Below are 13,654 nucleotides of genomic sequence, written 5' to 3' on the forward strand. Positions count from 1 at the left end.
AAGTTAACACCTCGGCGCAGCGTTTACAACCTCCTCTGACGCTCCAATTAAAAATGCCGTTCAGTTCTTAACTGAACGGCATTAGCTCCTCGGAGCCGGTTTTTTACGTCCGGGGCGGGATGCCCCGGTCATCAAGCGGTCAGCGCTCAGGCCTTCAGGCCCGTGGCTTCGTCCGCGCCGATGCGCACGTTCATGCACTGCACCGCCGCGCCGGCCGCACCCTTGCCCAGGTTGTCCAGACGGGCCACCAGGTTCAGGCGCTCTTCGTTGCCGAACACGAACAGGTCCACGCGGTTGGTGTCGTTGCTGGCCTGGACGTCGAAGAAGCCGTGGTCCAGGTTGTCGTCGCTGTTGTACGGATGCACGCGGACGAACTGCTCGCCCTCGTAGTGCTTGCGGTAGATGTCGAGGATGGCCTCGGCATCGGCCTGTCCGCGCAGCAGCGACGGATACACCGGTACCGTCACCGACAGGCCCTTCAGGAAGTTGCCGACGATCGGGTTGAAGATCGGCGCCTGCGCCAGGCCGGCCTGCACGCGCATTTCCGGCAGGTGCTTGTGCGCCAGGGCCAGCGCGTACGGGCGCGGGCTGTTCAGCTTGGGGTTACCACCGGCTTCGAACTCGGCAATCATCGACTTGCCGCCACCGCTGTAGCCGGTCAGCGAGAACGCCGTCACCGGGTAGTTGGCCGGCATCAGGCCAGCTTCCACCAGCGGACGCACGGCCATCAGGAAGGCGCTGGCGTGGCAGCCCGGCACGGCGATGCGGTTGCTGGCGCGAATCTTCTCGCGCTGGCCACGGGTCAGTTCGGGCAGGCCATAGGCCCAGCTGTCGGTGGTGCGGAACGCCGTGCTGGCGTCGATCACGCAGGTGTTCGGGTTTGTCACCAGCGACACCGCTTCGCGCGAGGCCACATCGGGCAGGCACAGGAAAGAGACGTCCGAGGCATTCAGGAAGCGTGCTCGCTCCTGCGGGTCCTTGCGCTTGTCATCGGCAATGCGCAACAGCTCCACATCGGAGCGACCCGAGAGATAGTCAAGCAACCGGAGACCGGTGGTGCCTTCCTGACCATCGACGAACACTTTGAAAACCATGGCGGACTCACTTTTAAAAATGCGAAGAGTCTCCTGTCCTTGGGGGCGGAGAACCTGCATTGTAGCGAGATTGGATGCCGGACGCAGGGTTTACGCCAAAAGGAGGCCGGGGCAATCCGGCCGCACCAGGCCACCGCTGGCCCTCGTCAAGCTGCCGAAGCGGCGCCGCCGCCATCCGAACCTGCTTGAAGAGATCCGTACGATCTGAAACCGGATTTGGCGGCCACCCCGGCGCTGCGCCGGGGCCCGGAAATCACAGCGGAAAGTCGTAGTCGATCGACAGCGGGGCGTGGTCGCTGAATTTTTCATCCTTGTAGATCGCGCAGGCCTTGGCCGTGGCGGCGATCTTCGCGGTGCCCAGGTGGTAATCGATACGCCACCCGACGTTCTTGGCGTAAGCCTGGCCGCGGTTGCTCCACCAGGTGTACTGCTCGGGACGCGGATCGAGCTGGCGGAACACGTCGACATAGCCGTGCGTGTCGAACAGGGCGCCAATCCACGCGCGTTCCTCGGGCAGGAAACCGGAGTTCTTGAGGTTGCCCTTCCAGTTCTTGATGTCGATTTCCTTGTGCGCGATGTTGACGTCACCGCACAGCACGATTTCCCGTCCGGTGGCTTTCAACTGCAACAGGTGGGGCAGGAAGGCTTCCATGAAGCGGAACTTGGCGGCCTGGCGCTCTTCGCCGCTTGATCCGGACGGCACATACACCGAAATCACCGCGAGGTGCGGATACTGCACTTCCACATAGCGGCCTTCGGCGTCGAATTCGGCACAGCCGAACCCCGTGACCACGCGCTCTGGCTGGTGACGGGTGTACAGGCCCACGCCGCTGTAGCCCTTCTTCTCGGCATAGTGGAAAAAGCCGTGATAACCATGTGGCGCCAGGAACGCCTCGGTCATGTCGGCTTCCTGCGCCTTGAGTTCCTGAACGCAGACCATGTCGGCGTTCTGCTTGCCCATCCACTCGAAGAAGCCCTTCTTGTGGGCCGAACGGATGCCGTTGAGGTTGGCGCTGATAATCCGTAACATCTCGGGAAATTTTGAATTCAGAGAGAAAAGATGACGCAGCAGACGACGCCGGCCGACCTGAGCCAGACCTTTATCCGCTTTGCACTGGATGCAGGCGTGCTGTCTTTTGGCGAGTTCGTGACCAAGGCTGGCCGCAAGTCGCCGTATTTCTTCAACGCAGGCCTGTTCAACCAGGGTGCGATGCTGGGCCAGGTGGCGCAATTCTACGCGAAGACCCTGATCAACTCGGGACTGCAGTTCGACGTACTGTTCGGGCCGGCCTACAAGGGCATCACGCTGGCTTCGGCCACGGCCGTCGCGCTGGCCGGCATGGGCCGCGATGTCGGGTTTGCCTACAACCGCAAGGAAGCCAAGGACCACGGCGAAGGCGGCACGCTGGTAGGCGCCAAGCTGCAGGGCAAGGTGGTGATCGTCGACGACGTGATCTCGGCCGGTACCTCGGTGCGTGAATCGATGCAGATGATCCGCGCTGCGGGCGCCGAGCCGGCGGCCGTTCTGATCGCGCTGGACCGCATGGAAAAGAGCGGCACCGCCGACAATATCGGCACGCATTCGGCCGTGCAGGATGTGCAGCGCGAATACGGCGTGCCGGTGATCGCCATCGCGTCGCTGAAAGACCTGCTGGCGTACCTGGATGCCTCGCAGGACCCGGCGCTCGGGAACTCTCGCGACGCTGTCGCTGCCTATCGTCAGAAGTACGGCGTCTGACAGTTGTGTTGCACACGGCCCCGCATGGGGCCGTTTTCATTTTCAGGGGAGCATGGGCGTGGCGGAAAAGCGGCGGCAGAACCAGGATGCGATCAAGCGCGAGATTGGCGAGCAGGGTGCGCCGCCCCAGGATTCGGCAGCCGACGCCGCCACACCAGCCAAGGCCAGACGGCCTGCAGGCCAGCGCAAGGCACCGCCGCTGGAACATTGCGCGCCCGACGCGCCGCCGCACGAAGGCCCGGCCCACGAAGCCTACGCAATCCGCGCGCTGGTGCTGCAGGGCGGCGGGGCGCTCGGTTCCTACCAGGCCGGCGTGTACCAGGGGCTGGCCGAAGGCGGCATCCATCCGAACTGGATTGCCGGGATCTCGATTGGAGCGCTGAACGCGGCGGTCATCGCCGGCAATCCGCCCGAAACGCGTGTTGCGCAGCTGCGGGCGTTCTGGGAATACATCTGCGCCCAGCCGTGGCTGCCCGGCCTGCCGCTGGACCTGCTCACCGAAGCCGCGCCGATGTGGCCGGAGCCCATGCGGATCTGGTTCGACGGTATCAACGCCACGCGCGCGCTGCTGGAAGGCCAGCGTGGCTTCTTCTCGCCGCGCAACATCGCCGACCTGTGGTCGCGTTTCGACGATCCGGGCAGCGCCAGCTACTACGACACCGCGCCGCTGAAGGCCACGCTGGAGCGTTTTGTGGATTTCGACCGGATCAACCGGCCCAAGGAAATGCGCGTGTCGGTGGGCGCCGTCAATGTTCGCACCGGCAATTTCGCGTACTTCGACAATACCCGCATGACGCTGCGCGCCGAGCATTTCATGGCCTCGGGCGCGCTGCCGCCGGGCTTTCCGGCCATCGAGATCGATGGCGAGTACTACTGGGATGGCGGCCTGGTATCGAACACGCCGCTGCAGGAAGTGCTGTCCGCCCAGCCGCGGCGCGACGCGCTGATCTTCCAGGTGGACCTGTGGAGTGCACGCGGCAAGCTGCCGCACAACCTGCTGGACGTGGCCGAGCGCCAGAAGGACATCCAGTTCTCCAGCCGCACGCGAGCCATCACGGACGTCATGCGCGAACAGCAGAACTATCGCCGCATGCTGAGCGAGCTGATGGCGCTGGTGCCGCCGTCAAGGCGCGACGACCCGTGGTACAAGCGCGCCGCCGACCACGCCTGCGACGCCCGCCGCAATGTGATCCAGCTGATCTATCGCGACAAGAGCTTCGAAGGCAGCGCCAAGGACTACCAGTTTGGCGTTTTGACGATGCACGAGCACTGGTCCAGCGGGCTTGAGGATATCCGCGACACGCTCAAGCATCCGCACTGGCTGGCGATGCCCGGCCCCGAACGGCCGTTTGTCACGCATGACGTGCATCGCGGCAACGGCGACTGAGGGCGCGGCCCGGCCTGACGCGGGCCTCCACCCTTATTCGACCACCACCTTCGCCAGTTCGGGCTTCGGGGGCGGGTAGTCGGGGCGCAGCTTGTCGAAGGTGACCCGCAGGATTTCCGCCACCATCAGGTTGCGATGGCTCTTCGAATCGGCCGGCACGATGTACCACGGGGCCTCGGGCGTGGCGGTGGCCGTAATGGCGTCCTCGTAGGCGTTCTGGTATTCCTTCCAGAACTTGCGTTCGGCCAGGTCCTGCATGTCGAACTTCCAGTGCTTCTGCGGATCGGCAATCCGTTCCTCCAGCCGCTGCTTCTGCTCGCCTTTCGATATATGCAGGAAGCACTTGACGATGGTGGTGCCGGTTTCCACCAGCATCTGCTCGAACTCGCGGATCTGCCGGTAGCGGCGCTTGCATTCGGCGTCGTCGATCCAGCCATGCACGCGCGTGATCAGCACGTCTTCGTAGTGGCTGCGGTTGAAGATCACGATCTCGCCCTTGCGCGGCACCTGGGCATGCACGCGCCACAGGTAGTCGCGCGCCAGTTCCTCGGGCGTGGGCGCCTTGAAGTTGGCCACGCGAACGCCTAACGGATCGAAGCTGCGGAACACGGAACGCACGGTGCCGTCCTTGCCGCTGGTGTCCATGCCCTGCAGCACGATCAGCAGCTTGTGCTTGTGTTCGGCGTAGAAGATGTCCTGCACGGCGTCGAGCTGGGTGCTCAACTCGGCAAGATGGGCGGTGTCGGACGCCTTGTTGCCCGTGGACAGCGGTTTGCTGCCGGCGTCGAAGTTGGCAAGCTTGAACTGCTTGCCCGAGGTGATACCGAAATCGTCCAGGCTCATGGGCTCTCCGCTGGCGGGGCCGGTGTTGCCCCGCGTTCCACACGGTCCCCGCCAGGTGCGGGGGCGAGCCCTAATGGTCAGGCAGGGAGCGTCGCCAGGTCAATAGACCCTTCGAACACGGTCGTGGCCGGACCGGTCATCTGCACCGGCTGGCCCACGCCCTGCCAGGCGATGCTGAGGTCACCGCCATGCGTATGCACCCTGACCGGCGAATCGAGCAGGCCACGGCGGATGCCGGCAACCACGGCGGCGCAGGCGCCGGTGCCGCAGGCCAGCGTTTCGCCCGCGCCACGTTCGAACACGCGCAGGTTGATCGTGTGGCGATCGACGATGGCCATGAAGCCGGCATTGACGCGGTTCGGGAACGACTTGTGATGCTCGATCACGGGGCCGTCCTGCAGCACGGGGAACTGCTCGACGTCATCCACCACCTGCACCGCGTGCGGGTTGCCCATCGACACGGCGGAAATCCATTCGGTGCGGCCGTTGACTTCAAGGCCGTACAGCGTGTCGCCGCCCTCGGTGCGCGTCGGCAGCCCGTCGGCTACAAACGGCACACGCGCCGGCGTCAGCTCGGGCGCGCCCATGTCCACGGTGACCTGGCCGTCGTCCTGCAGCGTCAGCGTGATCACGCCGTTCATGACTTCCACGCGCACGGACCGCTTGTCGGTCATGCCCTTGTCGGTGACAAAGCGCACGAAGCAGCGGGCGCCGTTGCCGCAATGCTCCACCTCGCCGCCGTCGGCGTTGAAAATACGGTAGCGGAAGTCCACGTCATCGCGTGCGGATTTCTCGACGATCAGGATCTGGTCGGCACCGATGCCGAAATGGCGGCTTGCCAGCGCGCGCCACTGCGCGTCGGTCAGGTCGAGCTTCTGGTGGATGCCGTCCAGCACGATGAAATCGTTGCCGGCGCCGTGCATCTTGGTGAACTGGAGTTTCATGGTGCCGATTGTAATCAGTAGATGTCCGGTTCGCCGGGCGGCCGGTGCTTGAAGCGCTTGTGTACCCAGTAATAATCGGCGATGCGCGGACGGATCGCCTCTTCGAAGAACGCATTCATGCGCCGGGTGTCGTCCGTGACACTTTCGCCGGGGTAGTCGTCCCAGGGTGGCAGCAGGTGCAGCACGTAGCCCTGGTAGTCGGGGAGCTGCTCGGTATAGATCGGTACCACCCGGGCGCCGGCCAGCCGCGCCAGGCGCGAGACCGACGTCAGCGTCAGCGCCTGCACGCCGAAAAATGGCACGAATTCCGAGTCGCGCTCGCCGAAGTCCATGTCGGAAATCAGTTGCAGCGCCTCGCCCTTCTTCAGTACCCGCAGGATGTTACGCACGCTGTCGTTGCGCGAGATCATGTTGGCGCCGAAGCGGCCGCGCGCCACCTTCAGGAAGTCGTCGAACAGCCGGTTCTTCTGCACCGTGTACAGCGATGCGCCGGAGCGGCCAACGTTGTCGCGCAGGTGCATGGTCAGGCGGATGGCGCCCGCTTCCAGGCCGGACAGGTGCAGCGTCACCAGGATGTGAGGCGTGCCGTCGAGGGCCGGCAGGTTGCCGTGGTCCTTGATCTGCACCAGGCGGCGCATCTTGGCTTCGCCGCAGGTCCAGAAGATGCCGCCTTCGGCAAAGCTGCGGAACACCTTGCGGTAGGTTTCACGCGCCATGGCCTCGATCTCGGCGTCGCTCCGCTCCGGAAAACACAGGCGCAGGTTGGCGCGAACCACCTCGCGGCGCGGATTCGGCACCAGGTACAGGACGCTGCCCAGTGCCTCGCCAAAGCGGGCCACAAAGGCGTACGGGAGTTTGCCCAGCACCGTCAGCAGGCCGATGCCGAGCCAGGTAAAGATGCGACTCATTGATTCTCGTTGTTGGTGACCGCCGGTGTGGCGTGGTCCATTTCAGGCGGCAGCACGGCCCCGGCCGGATGCTTGTAGCGGTTATATCCCCACAAATATTGCGTCGGGTCGATCACGATCAACTCTTCGATCGTTGCATTGATGACGGCGGACGCTGCAGCCGGGTCTTCGGGCAGCATGCCGCCGTCGCACAGGATGCGCATATGCCCGCGGTACCCGGCGCCGCGCGGCAGGCGTTCGGCATAGACCATTGCCACGGGGGCTCCCGTCATTTGCTGCAGCCGATGCACCAGTGTCATCGAATAGGCCGGCTTGCCGTAGAACGGCGCCCAGGTGCCTTCTCCGCCGCTCGGGACCTGATCCGGCAGGATGCCGATGTTCTCGCCGCGCTTGAGCGCCTTGACCAGCATGCGCACGCCGCGCGGCGTGGCCGGTGCCATCGGCATATTGGGCCGGCTGCGCATTTTCTCGACAAAGGCGCGCAGCCACGGCTGGTGCGGCGGCTTGAACAGGCACGTCACACGGCCCATTTGCGCAAAGTGCCGGGGCAGTACCTCGAAACAACCCAGGTGCGGCGTCAGCACGATCAGGCCGTTGCCGGCCGCGCCGAGCCGGATCGCTTCCGCCCACATGGCATCGAAATTGTCCGTGCGCACGGTGATGGCCTTGCGGCTCCAGAAGTACGGCATCTCCATGATCAGCCGGCCCGTGTGGCGTGCCGACTCCGCGATCATGGCATCGGTGGCGTGCGGGAAGGCATGGCGAAAATTCGCCACCAGGCGCTGTCCGTAGCGGCCAGGCAGACGCGCCACCAGTAGCCCCAATGCACCGCCGATGGCGTGCAGCACGCGCAGCGGCAGGCGGGAGATGAGCCAGAACAGAAAGGTCATGTCGGTGCGGGCAAGACGAAGCCGGAAAAGCGGAAAAAACCGCAGAAGCAGTCAGGGATTTCTGAGAAACGCCCGTTTCCTGCCGTTATTTGACGGATTAGCGGCCTGCAACGGAAGCAGCAGGGCGGTATAATACCTGCCATCGCCGAGTTAACTGACAACTTGCGGGGCGATGCTGCTCTTACGGGAGTGGCCTAAATACCGCTAAAGCGTCGCCGCACCGTTTCCGAGGGTGGCGCGCAATAGCCAACCTGGAGAAACTAGATCGTGTCGAACGATTTCCTTTTTACTTCGGAATCTGTTTCCGAAGGCCATCCCGACAAAGTCGCTGACCAGATTTCGGACGCCGTCCTGGACGCCATCCTTGCCCAGGACAAGTACGCCCGCGTGGCGGCCGAAACGCTTTGCAACACCGGTCTAGTGGTGCTGGCAGGTGAAATCACCACGACCGCCAACGTCGACTACATCCAGGTCGCACGCGACACCATCAAGCGCATCGGCTACGACAACACCGACTACGGCATCGACTACAAGGGTTGTGCCGTGCTGGTGGCGTACGACAAGCAGTCGCCGGACATCGCCCAGGGCGTGGACCGCGCATCGGACGACTACCTGAACCAGGGCGCTGGCGACCAGGGCCTGATGTTCGGCTACGCCTGCGACGAGACGCCGGAACTGATGCCGTTCCCGATCTACTACTCGCACCGCCTGGTCGAGCGCCAGTCGCAACTGCGCCGTGATGGCCGCCTGCCCTGGCTGCGTCCCGATGCGAAGTCGCAGGTGACGGTGCGCTACGTGGACGGCCGTCCGCACAGCGTGGACACCGTGGTGCTGTCGACCCAGCATTCGCCGGACATTTCGCAGGCGCAGATCCGCGAGGCCGTGATCGAGGAGATCATCAAGCCCGTGCTGCCGGCCGACATGCTGAAGGAAACCAAGTACCTGGTGAACCCGACCGGCCGTTTCGTGATCGGTGGCCCGCAGGGCGACTGCGGCCTGACCGGCCGCAAGATCATCGTCGACACCTACGGCGGTGCTTCGCCGCACGGTGGTGGCGCCTTCTCGGGCAAGGACCCGTCGAAGGTTGACCGCTCGGCTGCCTACGCTGCCCGCTACGTGGCCAAGAACGTGGTGGCCGCCGGCCTGGCGCGTCAGTGCCAGGTGCAGGTCAGCTACGCCATCGGCGTGGCCCGCCCGATCAACGTGACCGTGTACACGGAAGGCACCGGCAAGATCTCCGACGAGAAGATCGCCCAGCTGGTGCAGGAACACTTCGACCTGCGTCCGAAGGGTATCGTGGCGATGCTGGACCTGCTGCGCCCGATCTACGAAAAGACCGCCGCCTACGGCCACTTTGGCCGCGAGGAGCCGGAATTCTCGTGGGAAGCCACCGACAAGGCCGCCGCGCTGCGCGCCGCCGCCGGCCTGTAAGCGCGCCACGCGCCTGCAAGACTGCATGACCCCGCCGGTCCCCACGGACCCGCGGGGTTTTTTGTTGCGCCGGCGTCACCGGGCCGGGCATCCGCATGGGGGTAGAATCCGGTCAACCTGAATTTATCGGAATTGCCATGTCCCTGGACCTGATCCGCACCCAGCCCTACACCGACTGGTCGCCCGAGGTATCGCCCGAGACGCGCGCCACGCTGCGCCGCGAACTGGAGCAGGGCGCCGTGCTGTACTTTCCGGACCTGGCCTTCCGCTTCCAGCCGGGCGAGGAACGCTTCCTGGACCCGCGCTATTCCGATGGCAAGTCGAAGAACATCAACCTGCGCGCCAATGACAAGGCCGTGCGCGGCGCGGCCGGCACCGGGCAGGACCTGACCGATCTCTACAACCTGATCCATCGCTATGCCACGTCAAGCGAGCTGCTGATCCGTACGCTGTTCCCCGAGTATGTGGGCCACATGACGCGTGCCGGGACGTCGCTGCGTCCGAGCGAGATCGCGGGCCGCCCGGTGAGCTGGCGCAAGGACGATACGCGCCTGCATGTGGATTCGTTCCCGTCGAACCCGATGCTGGGCAAGCGCCTGCTGCGCGTGTTCCACAACATCGACCCCGAAGCGCCGCGCGTATGGCGCGTGGGCGAGCCGTTTGGCGATTTTGCTACGCGATTCGTGCCGAAGACGCACGGCATGTGGCCGGGACAGGCCTGGCTGATGAAGACGCTGCACATCACCAAGCGCGAGCGCAGCGAATACGATCACCGCATGCTGCAATTGCACGACCTGGCCAAGGCCGACCTGGACTATCAGAAGACCGTGCCGCAGCAGGAATTCCAGTTCCCGCCGGGCGCCACCTGGATCGTGTTCAGCGACCAGCTGCTGCACGCCGCCATGCGCGGCAAGGCAATGATGGAGCAGACGATCTACCTGGACCCCGCCGCAATTGGCGACCGCACCCATTCGCCCGAAGCCGTGTTGTCGCGCATGCTGGGCAAGCCGATGCTGGCCGCCTGAAGCAACCGGGCCGCCTGGACCGGCGGCGCCAAGGTCACCGCAGCAACATCTTCAGCATCGACTCGAAGCGCTTGCCATAGGGCGGCTTGAGCAGCCCGGCGCCGTTCAGGCCGGCCTGGTAGAACACGGGCTTGAGCTTCGAGAACGTCTCGAAGCCGGCCTCGCCGTGATAGCTGCCCATCCCGCTGGGGCCCACGCCGCCGAATGGCAAATCGTCCTGGGCGATGTGGAACAGCGTGTCGTTGACGGTCACGCCACCGGCCACGGTCTGGCGCATCACGCGGTCCACCACGTCGCCCCCCTTGTCGAACACATAGAGTGCCAGCGGCCGCGGCCGGGCATTGACAAAGCCGATCGCGTCGTCGAGGCTGCGGTAGGCCACCACGGGCAGCACCGGCCCGAAAATCTCCTCCTGCATCGCGCGCACATCGTCCGGTACGTCGGTCAGCAGTACGGGCGGCAACTGGCGTGCGGCGGCATTGGGCCCGGCATCGGTCAGCGGCACCACGCGTGCGCCAGCGGCCTGCGCGGCGTCGATCAGCGATACCAGGCGGTCGAAATGACGCGGGCTGATGATGCTGGTGTAGTCGGGGTTGCGCGCGATATCGGGATACAGCCGGCTCACCACGCGCCGCGCGGTGTCCACCAGGCGGTCGCGCAGGTCGGCCGGCACCAGCACATAGTCCGGCGCAATGCAGGTCTGGCCCGCATTGAGCAGCTTGCCCACCAGGATGCGCTCCACCGCGCGTTCGAAATCGGCGCCCGGGCCGATGATGGCCGGCGACTTGCCGCCCAGTTCCAGCGTCACCGGCGTCAGGTTCGTGGCGGCGGCCTTCATCACATGATGACCGACGTTGGTGGAGCCGGTGAACAGCAGGTGGTCGAACGGCAGTGTGCTGAAGGCGGCGGCCACCTCGGCGTCGCCGTTGACAACCGCTATTTCGTCCGGCGCGAACGTGGCCTGTACCAGCCGCGCGAACAGTTCGGAAAAGCGGGGTGTGTATTCGGACAGCTTGACCATGGCCCGGTTGCCGGCCGCCAGGGCGCCAGCCAGTGGCCCGATGGTCAGGTAGAGCGGATAGTTCCAGGGCACCACGATGCCGATCACGCCCAGCGGCTGCGGCACCAGGCGCGATTTGCCCGGCTTGAACCAGAGCCCGGTCTTCACCCGCCGCACGCGCATCCAGCGCTTGCCATGCCGCAGTGCGTCATCGATGCCCGAAATGCTTGGGAACACCTCCAGCAGCGCCGTCTCCTGGCGCGGCCGGTTCGTGAAATCGGCGCTGATGGCTGCTGCGATGGCGTCGTGGTTGTCGCGCACCAGTGCCTTGAGACGCCGCAGGCGGTCGGCCCGGATCGCCCAGGTCGGGAATTGGTCGTGCCGCGACGCGGCATGCATGGCGTTGAACACCGTGGACATGGCGGGCACTTCTCTCATCGGCGGTCTCCTTTGGCGGGATCTGTTTCCCGTGGGCCATCGCGCACCATAAGGCAGAGCGCCGGTTATCGCAATGGAGGACACCTCCCAAACGCGGGGCGTGCGGCGGCGCGCGCTGGCCGGCGGTTTCGGGGCCTGCCCCGCTTCACCACCCCGGCGGCAGCGCCTACACTGGACTTTCGCGGCGGGGCGTCCGCCGGGGAATGGACCGGCACCGGACACGCGAGGAGACAGATGGAAACCACCTTTGACTATCTCGTCGTGGGCGCGGGCTCGGCAGGCTGTGCGCTGGCGGGGCGGCTGGCCGACAGCGGCAACGACACCATTGCGCTGCTGGAAACCGGCGCCCACGACCATCATGTGCTGATACGCACACCTGCCGGCTGCGCGGCCATGCTGCCGCGTGCCGGCGCGCGCAACTACGGCTACCTGACCGCACCCCAGCCTGGACTGGACGGCAGGCGCGGATATCAGCCACGCGGGCGCGGCCTGGGCGGGTCGTCGTCGATCAACGCCATGATCTATATGCGCGGACGGCCTGCCGACTACGACGGCTGGGCCGTTGCCGGCTGTGACGGCTGGTCGTGGGACGATGTGCTGCCGTACTTCCGCCGCGCCGAATGCAATGAACGCGTGGCCGGCCATGACGACGATCCGCTGCACGGCGGCACCGGCCCGCTGCATGTCAGCGACCTGCGTTCGCCGAACCCGTTCGGCCAGCATTTCATCGATGCCGCGCAGCATGCGGGCATCGTGCGCAACGACGATTTCAACGGCGAGGAGCAGGAGGGCGTGGGCTGGTATCAGGTCACGCAGCACAATGGCGAGCGCTGGAACGCCGCGCGCGCCTATCTGCACGGCGGCAATGCCCGGGACCGCAACTGCAATGGCGGCCGTAGCCATCTGCATGTGATGACCGGCACGCAGGTGTTGCGCATCGTGTTCGAAAAACGACGCGCCGTGGGCGTGCTGGCCTGGCGCGATGGTCAGGAGGTCATGCTGCGGGCGCGCCGTGAAGTGATCGTGTCGGCCGGGGCGTTCGGATCGCCCCAGTTGCTGATGGCGTCGGGCATTGGCCCGGCCGCCCATCTGCGCGAACACGGTATCGACGTGGTGCATGACCTGCCCGGCGTCGGCGGCAACCTCCAGGATCATCTCGACATCATCCTCCACAAGCGCGTGGCGGCGTCCGACCTGTTCGGCATGTCGCTGGGCGGGGCAAGGCGCATCGTGGCCGAGTACCTGCGCTACCGGCGCGAGCGCACCGGCATGATGACGTCGAATTTTGCCGAGGCGGGCGCGTTCGTGCGCAGCCGTCCGGACCTGGCCGAACCGGACCTGCAACTGCACTTCGTGGTGGGGATGGCCGACAACCATATGCGGCGCATCAATCTTGGGCACGGCTATTCCTGCCATGTCTGCGTGCTGCGCCCGCGCAGCCGTGGCGAGGTCAGGCTGGCATCGGCAGACATGCGGGAAGCGCCGCGCATCGACCCGCGCTACCTGTCCGATCCGCAAGACATGGCATCGATGCTGGAAGGCCTGCGCATCGTGCGGCGGATCTTCATGCAGGCGCCGCTGGCGGTCTTTGGCGGGCGCGAACTGTACTCGGAGGCCTTGCGGCTCGACGGCAGCGACGATGACGCGGCGCGCGCGCTGATTCGCCGGCATGCGGACACGATCTATCACCCGGTGGGCACGTGCCGCATGGGCATGGATGCGCTGGCCGTGGTGGACCCGCAACTGCGGGTGCGTGGCGTGGAGCGGCTGCGGGTGGTGGATGCATCGATCATGCCGACGCTGGTTGGCGGCAATACCAATGCCCCGGCGATCATGATCGGGGAGCGCGCCCACGACCTGATCCGCTACGCGCCGCATGTGACGCTGCGGATCCGCGAGGCGGCGGTGGCGGACTGAGATGTGTTTCCCCTCTCCCGGAAGCGGGAGAGGGGAGCA

At 65.5% G+C, this 13,654-nt stretch carries 12 protein-coding genes and 1 pseudogene; 6 read left to right on the plus strand and 7 right to left on the minus strand.

The annotated features are described in order from the left end of the window. Positions 1–146: 146 nt before the first annotated feature. Positions 147–1,094, minus strand: coding sequence for an N-acetyl-gamma-glutamyl-phosphate reductase (gene argC / locus A9J21_RS00005; RefSeq protein ID WP_066730639.1), 948 nt, complete (start codon positions 1,092–1,094; stop codon positions 147–149). A 112-nt stretch (positions 1,095–1,206) separates the two neighbouring features. Between argC and A9J21_RS32635 the strand changes: the two are divergent. Then, positions 1,207–1,302 (plus strand): annotated as a pseudogene (locus tag A9J21_RS32635) (antitoxin); the annotation flags it as partial. 45 nt (positions 1,303–1,347) lie between these two features. Here the strand turns inward: A9J21_RS32635 and A9J21_RS00010 are convergent. Continuing rightward, complete coding sequence (locus A9J21_RS00010; protein WP_066730640.1) at positions 1,348–2,124, minus strand: exodeoxyribonuclease III; 777 nt, start codon at positions 2,122–2,124, stop codon at positions 1,348–1,350. A gap of 30 nt (positions 2,125–2,154) precedes the next feature. Here A9J21_RS00010 and pyrE point away from each other — a divergent pair, with 30 nt between their 5' ends. After that, entirely contained in the window at positions 2,155–2,832 is a 678-nt protein-coding gene (pyrE, locus tag A9J21_RS00015) for an orotate phosphoribosyltransferase (protein ID WP_066730642.1), read from the plus strand. A 58-nt stretch (positions 2,833–2,890) separates the two neighbouring features. Continuing rightward, positions 2,891–4,219, plus strand: coding sequence for a patatin-like phospholipase family protein (locus tag A9J21_RS00020; RefSeq protein ID WP_066730782.1), 1,329 nt, complete (start codon positions 2,891–2,893; stop codon positions 4,217–4,219). Between the two features lie 33 nt (positions 4,220–4,252). On the opposite strand, the gene A9J21_RS00025 is transcribed toward A9J21_RS00020, so the two are convergent. The 4 genes from A9J21_RS00025 to A9J21_RS00040 all read right to left on the minus strand — a co-directional run bounded on the left by A9J21_RS00025 (position 4,253) and on the right by A9J21_RS00040 (position 7,804). Further along, complete coding sequence (locus tag A9J21_RS00025) at positions 4,253–5,062, minus strand: polyphosphate kinase 2 family protein (RefSeq protein ID WP_066730645.1); 810 nt, start codon at positions 5,060–5,062, stop codon at positions 4,253–4,255. Between the two features lie 77 nt (positions 5,063–5,139). After that, positions 5,140–6,006, minus strand: a complete 867-nt coding sequence (gene dapF / locus A9J21_RS00030; RefSeq protein WP_066730647.1) for a diaminopimelate epimerase — start codon at positions 6,004–6,006, stop codon at positions 5,140–5,142. Positions 6,007–6,020: 14 nt separating this feature from the next. Then, a complete protein-coding gene (locus A9J21_RS00035; protein ID WP_066730650.1) occupies positions 6,021–6,914 on the minus strand; it encodes a lipid A biosynthesis lauroyl acyltransferase in 894 nt (297 codons plus the stop codon). After that, positions 6,911–7,804, minus strand: coding sequence for a lysophospholipid acyltransferase family protein (locus A9J21_RS00040; protein ID WP_066730652.1), 894 nt, complete (start codon positions 7,802–7,804; stop codon positions 6,911–6,913). The genes A9J21_RS00035 and A9J21_RS00040 overlap by 4 nt, the downstream gene beginning before the upstream one ends. 267 nt (positions 7,805–8,071) lie before the next feature. On the opposite strand from A9J21_RS00040, the gene metK reads away from it, so the two are divergent. After that, on the plus strand, positions 8,072–9,235 hold the full coding sequence (gene metK, locus A9J21_RS00045; RefSeq protein WP_066730659.1) for a methionine adenosyltransferase: 1,164 nt from the start codon (positions 8,072–8,074) through the stop codon (positions 9,233–9,235). Between the two features lie 137 nt (positions 9,236–9,372). Further along, a complete protein-coding gene (locus tag A9J21_RS00050; RefSeq protein WP_197497433.1) occupies positions 9,373–10,260 on the plus strand; it encodes a Kdo hydroxylase family protein in 888 nt (295 codons plus the stop codon). A 34-nt stretch (positions 10,261–10,294) separates the two neighbouring features. Here A9J21_RS00050 and A9J21_RS00055 read toward each other — a convergent pair whose 3' ends face one another. Next, positions 10,295–11,698 (minus strand): coniferyl aldehyde dehydrogenase, encoded by a 1,404-nt coding sequence (locus A9J21_RS00055; protein ID WP_066730663.1) that lies wholly within the window; start codon positions 11,696–11,698, stop codon positions 10,295–10,297. 234 nt (positions 11,699–11,932) lie between these two features. Here A9J21_RS00055 and A9J21_RS00060 point away from each other — a divergent pair, with 234 nt between their 5' ends. Further along, entirely contained in the window at positions 11,933–13,615 is a 1,683-nt protein-coding gene (locus tag A9J21_RS00060) for a GMC family oxidoreductase (RefSeq protein WP_066730665.1), read from the plus strand. Positions 13,616–13,654: the final 39 nt, after the last annotated feature.

This window comes from Cupriavidus sp. D384, from assembly GCF_001652915.1.
Taxonomy (GTDB): Bacteria; Pseudomonadota; Gammaproteobacteria; order Burkholderiales; family Burkholderiaceae; genus Cupriavidus.